The 15,316-nt window shown below is 66.3% G+C and carries 19 protein-coding genes; 8 read left to right on the plus strand and 11 right to left on the minus strand.

Features of this window, described 5'->3' with window-relative positions:
* The first annotated feature begins 55 nt into the window (after positions 1-55).
* Together A7X65_RS00210 and A7X65_RS00215 are read left to right on the plus strand one after the other, a co-directional pair.
* Entirely contained in the window at positions 56-1,711 is a 1,656-nt protein-coding gene (locus A7X65_RS00210; RefSeq protein WP_063682376.1) for a fumarate hydratase, read from the plus strand.
* Between the two features lie 178 nt (positions 1,712-1,889).
* A complete protein-coding gene (locus A7X65_RS00215) occupies positions 1,890-2,684 on the plus strand; it encodes a hypothetical protein (RefSeq protein ID WP_063682377.1) in 795 nt (264 codons plus the stop codon).
* Positions 2,685-2,699: 15 nt separating this feature from the next.
* Here the strand turns inward: A7X65_RS00215 and A7X65_RS00220 are convergent, their stop codons facing one another.
* From A7X65_RS00220 to A7X65_RS00245, 6 genes are all read right to left on the minus strand, one after another.
* Positions 2,700-3,620, minus strand: coding sequence for a hypothetical protein (locus A7X65_RS00220; protein WP_063682378.1), 921 nt, complete (start codon positions 3,618-3,620; stop codon positions 2,700-2,702).
* Positions 3,621-3,637: 17 nt separating this feature from the next.
* Positions 3,638-3,934 (minus strand): hypothetical protein, encoded by a 297-nt coding sequence (locus A7X65_RS00225; RefSeq protein WP_063682379.1) that lies wholly within the window; start codon positions 3,932-3,934, stop codon positions 3,638-3,640.
* A 189-nt stretch (positions 3,935-4,123) separates the two neighbouring features.
* A complete protein-coding gene (locus A7X65_RS00230; RefSeq protein ID WP_063682380.1) occupies positions 4,124-4,678 on the minus strand; it encodes an inner membrane-spanning protein YciB in 555 nt (184 codons plus the stop codon).
* 12 nt (positions 4,679-4,690) lie between these two features.
* Positions 4,691-5,266, minus strand: coding sequence for a hypothetical protein (locus A7X65_RS00235; RefSeq protein ID WP_063682381.1), 576 nt, complete (start codon positions 5,264-5,266; stop codon positions 4,691-4,693).
* Between the two features lie 76 nt (positions 5,267-5,342).
* The gene (locus tag A7X65_RS00240) at positions 5,343-5,606 is read right to left on the minus strand and encodes a hypothetical protein (protein ID WP_063682382.1); all 264 of its coding nucleotides are present in this window, start codon (positions 5,604-5,606) and stop codon (positions 5,343-5,345) included.
* Positions 5,607-5,643: 37 nt separating this feature from the next.
* Complete coding sequence (locus A7X65_RS00245) at positions 5,644-7,041, minus strand: carotenoid oxygenase family protein (RefSeq protein WP_063682383.1); 1,398 nt, start codon at positions 7,039-7,041, stop codon at positions 5,644-5,646.
* A gap of 106 nt (positions 7,042-7,147) precedes the next feature.
* Between A7X65_RS00245 and A7X65_RS00250 the strand changes: the two genes are divergently transcribed.
* Positions 7,148-7,879, plus strand: coding sequence for a TetR/AcrR family transcriptional regulator (locus A7X65_RS00250; RefSeq protein ID WP_063682384.1), 732 nt, complete (start codon positions 7,148-7,150; stop codon positions 7,877-7,879).
* A 48-nt stretch (positions 7,880-7,927) separates the two neighbouring features.
* Positions 7,928-8,554 (plus strand): DUF6321 domain-containing protein, encoded by a 627-nt coding sequence (locus tag A7X65_RS00255; protein ID WP_063682385.1) that lies wholly within the window; start codon positions 7,928-7,930, stop codon positions 8,552-8,554.
* Positions 8,555-8,564: 10 nt separating this feature from the next.
* Here A7X65_RS00255 and A7X65_RS00260 read toward each other — a convergent pair whose 3' ends face one another.
* Entirely contained in the window at positions 8,565-9,170 is a 606-nt protein-coding gene (locus A7X65_RS00260; protein ID WP_063682386.1) for a hypothetical protein, read from the minus strand.
* A 160-nt stretch (positions 9,171-9,330) separates the two neighbouring features.
* Between A7X65_RS00260 and A7X65_RS00265 the strand changes: the two genes are divergently transcribed.
* Positions 9,331-9,891, plus strand: coding sequence for an SET domain-containing protein (locus A7X65_RS00265; RefSeq protein WP_063684713.1), 561 nt, complete (start codon positions 9,331-9,333; stop codon positions 9,889-9,891).
* Between the two features lie 151 nt (positions 9,892-10,042).
* Here the strand turns inward: A7X65_RS00265 and A7X65_RS00270 are convergent, their stop codons facing one another.
* On the minus strand, positions 10,043-10,441 hold the full coding sequence (locus A7X65_RS00270) for a hypothetical protein (RefSeq protein ID WP_063682387.1): 399 nt from the start codon (positions 10,439-10,441) through the stop codon (positions 10,043-10,045).
* A 37-nt stretch (positions 10,442-10,478) separates the two neighbouring features.
* The gene (locus A7X65_RS00275) at positions 10,479-10,709 is read right to left on the minus strand and encodes a hypothetical protein (protein ID WP_186467385.1); all 231 of its coding nucleotides are present in this window, start codon (positions 10,707-10,709) and stop codon (positions 10,479-10,481) included.
* Between the two features lie 101 nt (positions 10,710-10,810).
* On the opposite strand from A7X65_RS00275, the gene A7X65_RS00280 reads away from it, so the two are divergent.
* Both A7X65_RS00280 and A7X65_RS00285 read left to right on the plus strand, forming a co-directional pair.
* Complete coding sequence (locus A7X65_RS00280; protein ID WP_063682389.1) at positions 10,811-11,629, plus strand: helix-turn-helix domain-containing protein; 819 nt, start codon at positions 10,811-10,813, stop codon at positions 11,627-11,629.
* A 43-nt stretch (positions 11,630-11,672) separates the two neighbouring features.
* Positions 11,673-12,497: a helix-turn-helix domain-containing protein gene (locus A7X65_RS00285; protein WP_063682390.1), complete on the plus strand. Its 825-nt coding sequence runs from the start codon at positions 11,673-11,675 to the stop codon at positions 12,495-12,497.
* Here A7X65_RS00285 and A7X65_RS00290 read toward each other — a convergent pair.
* Positions 12,485-13,285, minus strand: coding sequence for a thioesterase family protein (locus A7X65_RS00290; RefSeq protein ID WP_063682391.1), 801 nt, complete (start codon positions 13,283-13,285; stop codon positions 12,485-12,487). The genes A7X65_RS00285 and A7X65_RS00290 overlap by 13 nt on opposite strands.
* A gap of 168 nt (positions 13,286-13,453) precedes the next feature.
* On the opposite strand from A7X65_RS00290, the gene A7X65_RS00295 reads away from it, so the two are divergent.
* Positions 13,454-14,119, plus strand: coding sequence for a DsbA family oxidoreductase (locus A7X65_RS00295; RefSeq protein ID WP_063682392.1), 666 nt, complete (start codon positions 13,454-13,456; stop codon positions 14,117-14,119).
* A 6-nt stretch (positions 14,120-14,125) separates the two neighbouring features.
* On the opposite strand, the gene A7X65_RS00300 is transcribed toward A7X65_RS00295, so the two are convergent.
* The gene (locus A7X65_RS00300) at positions 14,126-15,295 is read right to left on the minus strand and encodes a GNAT family N-acetyltransferase (protein WP_063682393.1); all 1,170 of its coding nucleotides are present in this window, start codon (positions 15,293-15,295) and stop codon (positions 14,126-14,128) included.
* Between the last annotated feature and the right edge of the window lie 21 nt (positions 15,296-15,316).

Here is a 15,316-nt window from a genome sequence, read left to right on the forward strand (position 1 = left end):
AACGCTTCTACGCTTAGAGGCCCGCGCGGGCTCCAAAACCCCTGGATTCGACCCCATGAACGCTCCCACCGCCTTTCCCGACCCGTCAAAGCCCGTTCCGCCCTACAAGCACACCCCGCTGTTCCCGCTGGGCAAGGACGAGACGCCCTACAAGAAGATTTCGTCCGAGGGTGTCAGGGTCGAGAAGGTCCTCGGCAAGGACATGCTGGTGGTGTCGCGCGAGGCGCTGCGGGCGCTGTCGGAGGCGGCTTTTGGCGACATCAACCACTATCTGCGGCCCGGCCATCTGAAGCAGCTCCGTGCGATCCTGGAGGACGGCGAGGCCAGCCCCAACGACAAGTTCGTCGCGCTCGACTTCCTGAAGAACGCCAACATCGCCGCCGGCGGCGTGCTGCCGATGTGCCAGGACACCGGCACCGCGATCATCATGGGCAAGAAGGGCTGCAACGTCATCACCGACGGTGAGGACGAGGCGGCGCTGTCGGAAGGCGCGCGCGATGCTTATTTGCGCCGCAACCTGCGCTACTCGCAGGTCGCGCCGCTCACGATGTACGAGGAGAAGAACACCGCGAACAACATGCCGGCGCAGTGCGAGATCTACGCCGAGGGCGACGATGCCTACAAGTTCATGTTCATGGCGAAGGGCGGCGGCTCCGCCAACAAGAGCTTCCTGTTCCAGGCCACACCCTCGGTGCTGACCAAGGACAGGTTGCTTGCCTTCCTGAAGGAAAAGATCCTCACCCTCGGTACCGCCGCGTGCCCGCCCTATCACCTCGCGATCGTAATCGGCGGCACCTCGGCCGAGCTCTGCATGAAGACGGTGAAGCTCGCTTCCGCCCGCTATCTCGATGCGCTGCCGACCCACGGCTCGCCCGACGGCAACGCCTTCCGCGACGTCGAGATGGAGAAGGAAATCCACAAGATGACGCAGTCGCTCGGCGTCGGCGCGCAGTTCGGCGGCAAGTATTTCTGCCACGACGTGCGCGTGATCCGCATGCCGCGCCATGGCGCGTCGCTGCCGATCGGGCTTGGCGTGTCCTGCTCGGCCGACCGCCAGGTGCTTGGCAAGATCACCAAGGACGGCGTCTATCTCGAGGAGCTCGAGCACAATCCGGCGCAGTATCTGCCGCAGGTCGAAGAGGCGCTCGGTGGTGAGGTCGTCAAGATCGACCTCAACCAGCCGATGAAGGACATCCTGGCGACTTTCTCAAAGAACCCGATCAAGACGCGGGTCTCGATGACGGGCACCATGATCGTCGCGCGCGACAGCGCGCACGCCAAGCTGCGCGAGCGGCTGGAGAAGGGCGAGCCGCTGCCGGATTACTTCAAGAACCACCCGGTCTACTACGCCGGTCCGGCCAAGACGCCCGACGGCTACGCCTCCGGCGCATTCGGTCCGACCACTGCGGGCCGCATGGATTCCTTCGTCGACCAGTTCCAGGCCGCCGGCGGCTCCATGGTGATGGTGGCCAAGGGCAACCGCGCGCCGGCCGTGCGCGAGGCCTGCAAGAAGTATGGCGGCTTCTATCTCGGCTCGATCGGCGGTGCTGCGGCGAACCTCGCCGAGCACTGCATCAAGAAGGTCGAGGTGCTCGAATATCCCGAGCTCGGCATGGAAGCGATCTGGCGTATCGAAGTCGTGGACTTTCCCGCCTTCATCATCATCGACGACAAGGGCAACGACTTCTTCAAGGAGTTGAACCTGGGCTAGGCCCTCCGCTGTTCCGGAAAGGACAGCAGCAATTTGCCCCGGCGCCGTCTTGGCGTCGGGTAGGGCGTTATGACGCGCGACGGATCGCACCGATTGCTGCTTCAGGTTGTGCGGAATTCACGGAACGTTAACTGTCACGGGTGCTCCTCTTGCATGTCGAGGGGAAGTGGAGCAACCGATGCGTGTAGGTGGCGCGGCCCAGATCCAATCCGAGCTCATTGCGCTGCAGATCTTGTCGCGCGCATCGAGTGGGGCCCAGTCGGGTCCGTCAGCTCGCTCGCCGCTCGCGGCCTCCCGCGATGACGGCTTCACTGCATCGAGCCTGAACGGCGGTACAGGCGCTCTCCAGACTTATTCGGCATCCGGTGCTCTGTCCGACGGCGGCAACGCAATCGCCGCCATCAAGGCGATGGCGAAATCGGACGCCTTCCGAAATGCGGCGCAGGGACGTGCGGACGATCAGGTCCGCGCGCTCGTTCGCGATGGCAAGCTCGCCGAGCTTCCCGCACTCGATGAGACGCAATGGGCGAGCCTCAGCAAGAGCGAGCAAAGCATCTACGGTGTGGTTCGCACCTTGCAGGGGCTTTATGACGCCATGCCCAAGTCGATCGAGCAGGCGCTTTCGGATCACGTCAAGACCGTGCTCGACTCCTATCCCGAGTCCATTGCGCGCATGAAGGATGGCCTGGCATCCGGCACGCTGCCCGCCAGTGACGGATGGACCGACATCATTGCCAACTCCGAGGCTGAGCTCGAGGCGGCCCGGCAGGGTCGCATGCAGATCCATGCGGCGTCGGATTCCGGCATGGTGACGGCAACCGAGGAGTTCAGCGCCAGCGGCGGCGAATTCGGCTGGAGCGGCAGAGGCGTGACGGTGCATGCCGATATCCCGGCATTGCAGAAGGCTTACGGCACCAAGAACGTTCTGCCCGGCGACAGTCCGTATTTCGGGACCTATGTGATCACCTGGTAAGACGGTTGCAGCGTTTCAGCTGCAATTCGTGACCTGGTTGGAGCACAGCGAACGCCACCAGCCGCGCACGTTGTCGTGGCTCTCGACCAGGCCCCAGAAGCCGCTGCAGGCGAGCAGGCGCTTCGGGCCGCCATCGCCGTCGATGGGGCCGCCGAGCTCGCGCTGGGCCGGCGTCCATTTGGCATCGACGAACGGCGCCTGGAACAGCCCGCCCGCGCGTGTGTAGCCGTTGGCGTAGTTTGCGCCGACCTTGTTCGAGGCGACCCAGCCGCGCCCTGCATAGGGTTTTGGCGCGTTGCGCGGATAGCGCTTCTCGTCCTCGTAATCCTTGCCCGGCGGTTTTGCGCCTTCGATCAGGAACCAGCCGTCCCTAAAACCGATGATGCGGAATTCGGTGAGCCAGCCGCCGTCGGGCGTGTTCTCGGCGCCGCCGAGCTTCAGCTTGTACGGCGGCGGCAGCGTGCCGAGCACGCGTCCCTTCACCGAGGGCTCGGCGCGGACGTTGAGACCATTCGGGTCCTTGTCGATGGACCAGGCGCCGAGATCGCAGGGCTCGGTGCCTTCGGGCATGCCGGCGCGTTTCGCGGCGAGCTCGGCGTGCAGCTTCGCGAAATCGCCGTCGTCATTGTCGGGATCAGGCTCGGCGCGCGGTTTCAGTTCGGCTGAAACGGCGCGTGCCGCATCCGGCGTCAGCGTAACGACGAGAGTCTGACGCGCGGCGAACACGCTTGCCGGTGTCTTCGGATCGTTCGATATCGCCGGATAGACCGCGAGATAGCCGGTCGCCCCTTCAGTGCGGTAGGCGAGGCCGGCGACATAGCCGGCCGGCAGCATGGCGAGCGCGCTTGCGCGCCACGCCGGTTCGGTGTCGTCCGCGCGCGCCGCCTGTGTCGCGGCACACAGGATCGTTGCCGCGATGAAGCGGAGCACGCGCATCGGTGCAGCCCGGCCCTTTACGCGCGGGCGCCCGTGAACGGGAAGCTGCCCATCGGGCCGATGCCCATCTCGCCGTTGATGCTGTCGCCGGAGACGGTACCGGTGAATTCGAGCGTGAGCGGCATCGGGTTGGTGATCGAGACCTTCCAGGAGACGTTGTCGCCGGAGACGGTGCCGTCGAAAATCTCGGTGGTATCGCCTTCCGCGGCCTGGGTGCCTGTGAGCGTGCCGCCCGCAGCCTTCAGGCTCAGCGTCGTCCGGCGCTCGCCCATCGGCGTCGTCATGGTCAGATTCCAGTTGCCGTCTACGGCCATTCCCGTCTCCCGAACAAATCCCGGCGGGCCGCGACGATCCGCGGCCAGTCCTGGGCGAGCCTATACCCCAACTCGCAGCGCCTGCCTAACGCTCCGATGGGGCATCGAAGCATGATCCGGAAAAGTGTGTGGCGGTTTTCCGAAAAGATCATGCTCAAACGTCAAGCTGAAGCGCGATCGCATCGCGCTTCAGGCGCGGGCGGCCGCACGGCGGCGGCTGGTGACGATGAGCCTGAGCACCACATACTGCACGGCAAAGGCCAGGATCTTGGCGCCGCCCGCGACCACCGTGATGTAGAACGCCCACAGCTTCAGATCGCCGGTGGCGGCGACCGCGATCATGCCGGCGCCGATCACGAACATCAGCGCGGCCCAGGCATAGCCCGCGGCGGTCACGTATTCCGGGACGGTCTCGGTGACGATCGGCGGCATGTAGCGCAGCATCCAGCCGCGCTTGAGCATGATGGCGCCGATCGCGAAATGCGCGATCGAGGGTTTTGCCAGCATGAAGCGGGGATCGTTGGTCAGCAGCGTGACCGTGCCCAGCACGACGACGAGCGCGAGGCTCGCATAGGTCATGTAGTTGAGCTGCTGCCCCTTGACCCGGGCATAGATCACCTGCGCGAACGCGCCGGCGATCGCCACCGACGTCGCCAGGATGACGTTGTCGGTGATGAGATAGACGGCCAGGAAGATGATGGCGGAAAGGAAGTCGGAGGCGAGGCGGGCGAAAACGTCCTTCATCGTCAATCCTGTTCAGCGGGCGTCGGGGAGAGCGCGGGCGGGCGTACCGTACTTGATCTGGCGATACTCGGGATACCATTTTGTGAAGTAGATCGCGCTGTTGCGGGCGGCGAAGGCGACCGCAAGGCTCGACCAGAGCGGCAGGCCGGGCACGTAGAGCAGCACGAGATTGGCGGCCGCCATCAGCAGCGCTGCCGCGGTCCAGGCGGCGGTAATGATGTAGTTGGCGCGGAGAAAACCGGGCATCGCCGCGGTCTCGGCCGGGACGGATTCGAGCGCATATTGCAGCGTGAAGGGACGGCGGAGCAGCATCGATCCCAGTGAAATGACGACGATGCCGACATCGACCGACAGCTTGACGCCGAGCGAGCCGAGCGCGGGGTCGACCAGCGCTAGGTAGAGGCCGATCGCCGCAAAGACGATCGCCGAGCCGACGGCCAGGATCTTCACCGAGCGGCCGCGCGCGACATCGAGTGCGACCGTGGCGAGGCAGATCGCGGAGGCCGCGAGCACGCTGATCGTGGCCGTCGTCACCAGCATCAGGAAGGTGTAGGCGCCGTAGGGCGCAAGGATCAGGAAAATCGCCATGGGCCGCCTCGGTCAGGTCGATCTTTACGATGTAAAGATTAGTAGTCCGCGGACGGCGCCCGGTCAAGCGAAATCTTTACAGTGTCAAAATCACGTAGGCGACCTCCAGCAGGTGGAGGGCTGCAACGGCCTGGTCGGACGCCTCCTCGGCCAATTCCGCCCAGGGCAGGCGCGACAGCAGCGGCAGTGCGCAGGCGAGCAGCAGCCCGATAGTGAGCAGGATGCCGCCGTTGAAGAAGATGGGGCCATTCCGCCGCAACCGGATCATCTGAATTACGAGCGCGCCGCCGGCGAGGGCGAGGAGGGCAAGCCAGGCCGCGATGATCGAGGGCATGTGCATGAAAGACCTCTCTGCGTTCGCGACGTCATTCCGCGCGTTACGCCGCGCCCACCCAATTGCCGTGAAAGCCGTCGGGCACGCGGTGGCCGAGCTGCACCAAGGCGGCGGGCCCGGCCTCGATGTCGGTAGCATTGAACACGGCGAGGTCGCTGCGGTTCTCCCGCGCGCGCCAGACCAAGGCGAGCAGCCAGCCGTCGCCCTCCGGTGCATCCTTCGACCGTTCGACGAAGACAGGCTCTGAAATGGTGTCGCCCGCCGGCAGCAGATAATGGCCGAGCCGCCTGCCGTTGCCGTCGACATGGACGATGCCGGACAGCGCACCGAACATCGGCAGCTTCGGATTGGCGCAGGCGTACCAGCCGTGCCGGCTCTTCAGCCCGGCGCGGCGATCGTCGATGCGCGGGAATTCGCCGGTGAGGTCGTCCAGGTAGGTCTGCTGGAAACGGTCGGTATTCCCTGAGAGATCGAAGCTCCAGCGGCAATGGCGGGCGCGCGATTTATCCGGATCGGTCGGCCGCCCGTCGGGATGCGGAAACAGCGGCGCCTCCTCGAACTGCATGACGTCGGCGACGATACGGTTGTCCTCCTCCCACGCATTCATGATGTGGAAGACGTAGCAGGCCTCGCCGCGAAACCATACGATGTCCTTCGCGGTGCCGCTGCGCTTCATCACGCCGACATAGGCGCCCTTGTCCGGCTCCCAGGCATAGGGCGGCCGTCCGCTCATCGCGCGTTCCATGCTGCCGGTGATGGGCAGGATCGGAAACAGCACATGGTTCGCGGTGACGATGAAGTCGTGCACCATGCTGGCATAGGGCGCCTCGAAACGTTCGAAGCGCGTGGCCCTGCCGGAAGCGTCGATCGATCCGTAGGAGAGGGCTGGTGTCAGCGGCCCCGCGGCGTTGTAGCCGAAGAACACCAGCTCGCCGGTGACGGGGTCGACCTTCGGATGCGCGGTGAAGCTGCCGGCGACGCGGCCCTGATAGTTGTGATAGCCGCGCGTCGCCAGCGTGCCCGGCTCGATCTCGGTCGGCAGGTGCGCTTCTTCGAGTGCGAGCAGCTTGCCGGCGTGGAAGATGATGTTGGTGTTGGCGACGCCGCCGTCGGTGAGGTCTTTCGGTGCATCAGGCAGCTTGCGGCCGAAGCCGCCGAACAGCGCGCGGCCGGCGTCGTGCTCGGCCAGCCATTTCGGCGTGCGGATCCACCGGTTGCGGTAGCTGGCGCGGCCGTTCTCGAGGTGAAAGGCGTGCAGCATGCCGTCGCCCACGAACCAGTGCGCGCCGGGAGATTCGAACTGCGGATTGGGGCCGTTGCGATAGAGCACACCGTTGAGCTCCCGCGGCAATTCGCCGACGATCTTGAGGAAGGGGGCGTCGGCCTCGAACGGGATCGGCGCGATATTGTTGCGGCGCTCGGTGACGGCGTCGTGCTGCACGGCGTAGTCCTCCCCATCTTTACATCGTAAAGATGGAATAGAGCTGATCGCGGCTTTCGTCAAGTGAAATCTTTACACTGTCAATATTGCGTCATATAGCTTGCAAATGGCCAAGACCGACACCAAGAGCGAAACGGCACGAGGCGCGCGTGCCCCCAAGAGACCGACATCGGTTGCGGCATCGCGTCCGGCACGCCGCGCGGCGGGCGCGAAGACGGAGACGCCGTATCATCACGGCGCCCTGCGCGAAGCGCTGCTCCAGGCCGCCGAACGGGTGCTCGAGCGCGACGGGCTCGGAGGCCTGACCTTGCGCGCGGTGGCGCGCGAGGCGGGCGTCTCGCATGCGGCGCCGACGCATCATTTCGGCGATCTCACCGGGCTTCTCAGCGAGCTTGCAGCCGTCGGCTTCCGCCAGTTCAACGCCGCGATGGCCTCGTCCTGCGATGCCGCCACCACGCCGCTCGGGCGCGCGCTGGCGCGGCCGAAGGCCTATGTCGCCTATGCCCAGGCCCATCCCGGCATGTACGGCATCATGTTCCGCACCGAGCGGCTGGATTATTCCAGGCCCTCGCTGCACGAGGCGGCGGAGGCGTCCTTCGCCGGGCTTGCCAATGCCATCGGCGCGATGCGGCAGGAGCAGATCAGCGGCGATGCGCTGACGATGGAGCAGGGCGCCGCGATCGCGCGCGCCTGGTCGATGGTGCACGGCTTCACCACATTGCTGCTCGACGGCCGCCTCGAGGACATTCTGGGGCGGCTGCCCGAGGGCACGACGGCCGAGCGGCTACTCGAGTCGATGTTGACGGCCCCCATCAGCGGCAAGCTGCCGGGGCCCTGATCCCTCGGGTCGGACGCAACCCTTGCCATGGTCGGGCGTTGGACCCGCATGGCCGGAACACCGCGCGCTCCCTGGAAACGCTCGAACCCGCGCAAGCGGGCAGGCAAGGCGTCGAAGCATCTCACGCCCGCGCAGAAATCGGCGGCGAAAGCTCGTGCCCGCCGCGCCGGCCGCCGCTATCCCAACCTCGTGGACAACATGCGCATGGCTGCGAAGAAGACGTCCGGATCGTCGAAGGCAAAGACGTCGGCGAAGAAGACATCAGCGAAGAAGACCCGCAAGCGCACCGCGAAGAAGGCTGCCAAGAAGACCGCAAAGTCCGCGCGCAAGCGCCGTGCCTCGGCGCGGGAGAAAGATCCGCGCGGCGGTCTGACCGCCGCCGGCCGCAAGGCCTTTGCGCGCAAGCAGGGCGCGCATTTGCGGCCCGGCGTCACCAAGAAAGAATCCGAGATGACGCCGCAGGAGATGCGGCGCAAGGGCAGTTGGGCGGTGCGCTTCTATGGCCGCGCGAAACTGCCGCCGCTGGTCGATGCGAAGGGACGGCCGACCCGCCTCGCATTGTCGGCGCATGCCTGGGGCGAGCCTGTTCCGAAGACGGTAGCGGCAGCAAGGCGCATTGCGGCAAAGGGCGAGCGCCTCCTGGCGCACTATCACCGCATCAAGGCGCGTGCCTAGCGCCGGGACATCAGCGCATGGTCGCAAGCTCGACCGCGCGGCCGCGCGCGCCGATGATCTTGACCTCGTCCTTGCCGCAGGTGAAGCCGCGGGCGAAATCGTCGGCGGCCTTGCGGGCGAGCTCATTGGCATTGGTGTTGGCGATGGCATCGACATAGACGACATGGCAGACCGGGCCGGGCGGCAGCCGGGTCACGACCAGCATGGCTTTCGTGTTGGGCCGTCCCTGCTTGTCGGGATCGGTGCTGTCGGCGATGTGCCAGCGCTGGATCATCGCAAACGGTTTTGCGCTAGCGCTGCGCCATTCGACCGTGTTCTCCGATGAATTGAACGGCGCAAACCACAGCTTCGCCGCCGGCTCCTCCGCGGCAGCCTTGCGATTGCGCCCGACCGACACGACCTCGCGCAGATCGTCCTCGGCGATCAGGACGATGAGACCATCCTTGCCCGGACAGGCCCGCGTCGTGCTGCCGTCGAGCTCGCTCGGCTTGCCGATCCGGCGGCAATCCTTTGGCGCGGTGGAGGTGTAGCTGCTGCCTATGGATTGAGCGCCGGCCGTACCGGCGTTCAAGCAAATCAGCAGCGCGGCCAGGGAAATGAACCCAATACGGCTCATGATGATGCCTTGATGGTGCGGGAACTCCCTTCATCAGACGTCTTGATTGTGGGCAAGGTTCAAACAAAGGCGGGATAGACCTGACAGCGGCGCGGAATCATTCTAGAAGGGCGGCTTGCCCGCGCTTACCGCGCTTTCGTTCGCGTCATCTCATTCGATCATGCCAGTCACCGCTTCCAGCAAATCCTACCGCGTCGGCCGCTCCAAGACCGGACTCGGCCTCTTCGCCACCATGCCGATCAAGAAAGGCACCCGGATCATCCGATATTTCGGACCGATTCTGGATTCGCGGATTCCCGAGCAGGACGACATCGAGAACAAATATCTGTTCGAGCTCAACGGCCGCTGGACCATCGACGGCTCGGTGCGCAAGAACGTCGCGCGCTACATCAACCATTCCTGCCGGCCCAACGCGGAGTCGGACGTCCGCCCGCGCGAGCGCAAGGTTTTCATCCGCGCCATCAAGAACATCGAGCCCGGCGACGAGATCAACTACGACTACGGTACCGACTATTTCAAAGCCTATCTGAAGCCGATCGGTTGCAAGTGTCCGTCCTGCGAGAACAAGCGCAAGAAGCAGCGCGCCGAAGCCCGCGCCGAGCGCGCCAAGGTGAAGGCGCGCACCGAACGCAAGGCCGCGAAGGCGGCTCCCAAAGCCACCAAAAAGAAGAAGCTTAACGGTCACGCCGCTGGCAAGGCCAACGGCCGAGCGCGGGCGTAGTCGTCAACCTCGGTGTCATGCCCCGGCTTGACCGGGGCATCCAGTACGCCGCGGCCTCTCCATATCCCTTCAACGTCACTGAAACACTGCATCGCCCGGTCCAGTGCGCAATTGTGCACATGGCCGGGCGACGACAGCAGCGGATGCGGCCTTACGCCGCCACGACACGCTCGCTCTTCCGCAATCCCACAAATTGCAGCTCCGCGAACACGCCGGTGGCGATCGCCTGCGCGACGACCATGAGCTCGCCGGCGATGTTCGGCGACACCGCGCCTGAGAACAGCAGCGCGATGCTGCCGACGGTCCAGGCCGCATTGCCGACCACGACCAGCAGGACCAGCGGCTTCGGCACTGAAGTCCGCGCGGCGAGCCAGCCGACCAGGGCGGTGTAGGCGATCAGGAACAGGCCGGTCTCGCGCAGCAGCGCTTCGGGCAGGTTGAACAGCGCTGCGAACGCGCTCGCGCCGAAGGTGAAGCCGAGGGCGGCGACGCCGCTGAAGATGGCATCGGCGAGCAGTGCGCGGCGCAGGAAGGTGGATGCGTCGATCATCTTTGGTCTCCTTGCTTGGGTTGGGCTGGGGTGGAATTCAATGCAGTCCGCGCCACCAGGCGCGGAGCAGGCGGGCGAGGCGGAACGGGCAGAGGCTCCTGCCGAAGCCGTGCTCGAAGGCGATGACCTGCGCGACCACATAGTCGCCGGTCGAATGCACCAGCGGCTCCGGCATGTTGAGGCTGCGCGCCAGCATCCGGGTTGCGAATGCCATCGCCCAGGGCAAGACGTGGTCTGCGACGGTCCGGTAGAGCAGCAGCGCGATCATGGTCATCTCCTGTTGCGACCGAAGATGCGCCGCCGCGTGGCCCAATTCGATTACCTCGCGGGTAATGGAAGGGCCGAAATCCGCATGCTAGGTTTTTGGTCATGAACGCACATGCATCCACGGCCCAGGCCGAACGTAGCCAGCCGGTTCATATCGGCGACCATTTGCGCGAATGGCGGCAGCGCCGCCGCCTGAGCCAGCTCGATCTGGCGGGTGAGGCCGAGATCTCGGCGCGGCACCTGAGTTTCGTCGAGACCGGCCGTGCCGCGCCCTCGCGCGACATGGTGCTCCGGCTAGCCGAGCGTCTCGACGTGCCCTTGCGCGAACGCAACGTGCTGCTGGTCGCGGCCGGCTTTGCTCCGGCGTTTCCGCAGCGCGCGCTGGAGGATCCCGCCTTGAAATCAGCCCGTCAGGCGATCGACCTCGTGCTTAGGGCGCATGAGCCCAATCCGGCGCTCGCGGTGGACAGGCACTGGAACCTGGTCTCGGCCAACCGGATGGTCGCGCCGCTGCTCGCCGGAATCCCGCAGCAGCTGCTCGGCCAGCCCGTCAACGTGCTCAAGCTCGCTTTCCATCCGGAGGCGCTGGCGCCGCGCACCGTCAATCTCGCGGAATGGTGCGGGCATCTGCTCGAGCGGCTGCACCGCCAATGTGAGGCGACGGCCGATCCAGAGCTGATCAAGCTCTACAATGACCTGAAGAGCTACCCGATCCCGGCGCGTTCGGGGCCGCTGTCGGCCGACAATGTCGCGATCCCCTTCAAGCTGCGGCATGGCGGGGAGATCCTCAGCTTCTTCTCCACCACCATGGTGTTCGGCACGCCCGTCGACATCACGCTGTCGGAGTTGGCGCTGGAGACGTTCTTTCCGGCGGACGAGCGTACCGCCGAACGGCTGAAGCAGATGGCGGCCGGCCTCTAGCCGCGCCGTTTACAGGAGCAAGCGCCGCTCGCATAATCCGCGGATGGACACACGCGCGTTCCGGCGGTTGCGGCCGGCCAATCCCGTCGGTGATCTCCTGCGTGGCTGGCGCACGCGCCGTGCCTTGAGCCAGGCGGAGCTGGCGTTCGAGGCCGGCATCTCGATCAAGCATCTGAGCTATGTCGAGACCGGCAAGGCGGCGCCGGGCCGCGACATCCTGCTGCAGCTTGCGTCCGCGCTCGATCTGTCGCTGCGTGACCGCAATGCGCTGCTCGAGGCCGGAGGCTTCGCGCGGCAATATGGCGAGCGCGATCTGTCGGCGCCAGAGCTGGCCGATGCACGCCGCGCCATCGATCTTCTGCTCGGCCGTCACGAGCCGTTCCCGGCGATCGTCACCGACCGGCGCTGGAACGTGATGCAGGCCAATCGCGCCGCCGCGCGGCTGATGACCATGCTGCTTGGCCCGGCGCGCATGCAGCGACCGCTCAATCACATGCGCATGTTCCTCGCGCCGGACGAGCTCAAGCCGTTCGTCGAGAACTGGCCGATCGTTGCCGCCGCGCTGCTGGCGCGGGCGCGGCACGAGGCGATGGCCGCGCCGCTCGATGAAGCCCTGCAATCGACCTGGCGCGACTTGATGCGGCTGCCGGACCTTCCCGCGCCGGCGACCGAAGATAACGCCGTGCCGGGGCCGCTCTGCGAGGTGCGCCTGCGCAAGGGCGATGTCGGCATCGGCCTGATCGGTGCGGTGCTGACGCTCGGCACGCCGCAGGACGTGACGCTCCAGGAGCTTCGCGTCGAGATGTTCATGCCTGCCGATGCCGCATCCGAGGCCACCCTGACCGCGCTTGCGGCTCAGGACGCCTGAGCCTGCCTCGCCTCGCGCCGCTCGAAGCTCATGGCCTGCATCACCTCCGCAAACGGGCCGTTGCGATCGCTCAGCGTTGCCGTGGTGAGGCCCGCGCCGTTGGCGCCGACGCGCGTCGCGGCACGGATCAGGATCCATTCGCCCTCGGGCGGACGAAAGAAGTAGAGGCTGATCTCGGGATTGATGAAGGTCCAGTCGCGCATGTCGACGATCTGCGCGACGCCGCTGGCGAAGTCCGCGGCCTGCACGGCCTGGATCAGCGGCGCGTTCGGCTCGCCCTCGACCAGCGGCGCATCGAGCCGCATCCAGGCCGCCGCCGGGCCCGGCTTCTCCAGCGCGCCCTCGATCAGGCGTACCGAGACGTTCTGGAAATAGCGGCTCCATTTCTGTGCGAAGGCCGGCGGCGGGCTGCCGGCCTCGGGCGCCGCGTCGATCGCCGCGGGCCTGGCGAAGGGATCGAGAGGCGATTCCGCGCTCGATGCCGTCAGAAGCGCCGTGCAGCGGCCGATCTCGGTCTCGCCGTCCATCAGGCGCACCTGCAAGGTCTTGGCCTTGCGGCCATCGCGCAGCAATTCGGCGACGGTCCTGAACAGGCGCAGGCCCGCCGGCCGCCACAGGTCGAAGGTCAGGCGCCGCACCGCAAAGCCGGATTCGGCGGCGAGCCGCGCCACGTCACGGGTCATCAGCCCTGTGGTGGCGCTTCCCTGCAACATGTCCGGCGACCACGGGCCGCCGGCATGCTCGGTGGCCCGGAACAGTTGGCCTTCCGGCTTGAAAATGGCGGTCATCGCGGTCTCCCCAGGGCTTGATCGTGCCGCAAGTATCGAGGCGAGTGAGACCGCTCACAATAACCGCAGAGGTGAAGTCGTGAGCCATGCAGGACGGGTGCCTTGCGCCGCCCCCGGTTCGGCTTATGTTCGGGCGAACCCTTGCAGTGCCCGAAGGAGGCGCCTGACATGAGCACGCTGAAACCGCTCCAGATCGACGTCGTCTCCGATGTGGTGTGCCCCTGGTGCTACATCGGAAAGCACCGCATCGAGAGCGCGCTGGCACTCGTGCCCGACGTTCCGGTCAAGCTGAATTTCCGGCCCTTCTTCCTCAATCCCTGGGTGCCGCGCGAGGGCATCAGCCGCGAGGCCTATCTCACCCAGAAGTTCGGCTCGGTCGAAGCCTACAAGGGCATCGCCGGGCGCGTGGTCGCGGCCGCGAGCGAGGAGGGCCTCGTCTACAAGCCCGAGCTCGTGGCGCGCCAACCCAACACGACCGACTGCCATCGCCTGATCCTGTGGGCGGAGGCGATCGGCAAGGCGCCGGAGATGAAGCAGCGCCTGATGGAACTCTATTTCCGCGATGGCGGCGATCTCACCGATGTGAACGTGCTGGTGCAGGCGGCGGCCGATGTCGGCCTCGATGCCGAGGACGTGCGCAAGCGCCTTGCCACCGACGAGGACGTCGCACGCGTGTCGGCGGACGCGCAGGAAGCCGCCGAGAAGGGTATCTCCGGCGTGCCGACCTACGTCTTCGCGCAAAAGTACGCCGTGTCCGGCGCGCAGGATCCGAACCTGCTCGCCCGCGCCATCCGTCAGGTCTCCGAGGAGATCAACGCGCAGGCGGCGGAGTAGCTTCGCTTATTTGCGGAGCCGCCGGACCACGCGTCGCGCCGTCTCGTGCGCGGCGTTGAGGCCGACCAGGGCCGCGTGAATCAACGCAACGACCGGATCGTTCCGCCGCAGCGGAATCAGCACGTCACCGATTGCAAACCGCCCGCGCCAGATCGGGTTGATCATGGGGTGATCGGCGCTTGCCGTTGAGTCCGCGCCGGCGATGGCAGGGTCGGCGCAGAGATGGCGGGTGAGGTCGAGCGTAAGCTGCACGCCCGGCGAATGTCTCGCGAAGCGTTCGTCGACACCGAGCTTGAAGAAGAAGGCGCGGTCCTGATGACGCAGCACGATGCCGGCGGCGACCGGTGTCGTGCCGGCGCGAAGCGTGACGATCTCGCACTGTGCGGTCTCCGCCAGCGCCGGTACGGCGCGGCGGATGAAGGCGGCATCGCCGTCATGCTGGACCAGCGCGGTGCCGCGCTTGCCTTTCCAGCCGCTGGCTTCGAGCTGCAGGAAGGTTTCGAGTGCGAGCTTGATCTCATCGGGACTGCGCGCGACCTCGAACGCGACGGGGCCGTGCTGCTCGAGGCGGTGGCGTTGGCGGCGCAGTTCCTTGAGCTTTTTGGCGCCGAGCGCATCGCGCAGCAGCGCCTCGCCATCCTGCGTCGCATCGAGGCTGGCGCGAATGTAGGAGGAGAGGATGCGCGGCTTCAGGCCGTCGCGGCTCAGAACCTGATTGAGAGATTGCATTGCCGCGCCGTCGAGCGCGACGTCGTTGAGCACGAGCGCATGCGCGCCGGCGTCACGCGCCTGCTGCAACAGGCGCATAGCTGCCTCGAGCGGCGCGTCGCGGTCGATCAGCGGGCTGCACAGCGTGCCGTAGGGATGCGCGCTCACCAGCGCGGGCAGGGGAATTTTCAGGGCGCGCCAGAGCGAGATCACCGGCATCAGCCCGATCAGCCGCGGCGAAGATCCGTCAAATGCAGGAAGCGCCGAGGCATTGGTGCGGCCGCGCGCGCCGGCGCTGACGGCGAGCTCCCATGCGGGCAGGTAATATCCGTTCGGTTCGACCGCGCGCTGCGCGAGCGCGCGCCATTGGCCGGGGTCGATCGCGGCGAGCGGGAGGGGCGCGCGCGCCGGCGCGGCATCCCTTGCCGATGCCGGATTGATCGCCGCCTGGTGCGCGATGTCGACCACGTCCCGTCGTTCCCCGTTCAG

Origin of the sequence: Bradyrhizobium stylosanthis (assembly GCF_001641335.1) — a bacterium.
GTDB lineage: Bacteria > Pseudomonadota > Alphaproteobacteria > Rhizobiales > Xanthobacteraceae > Bradyrhizobium > Bradyrhizobium stylosanthis.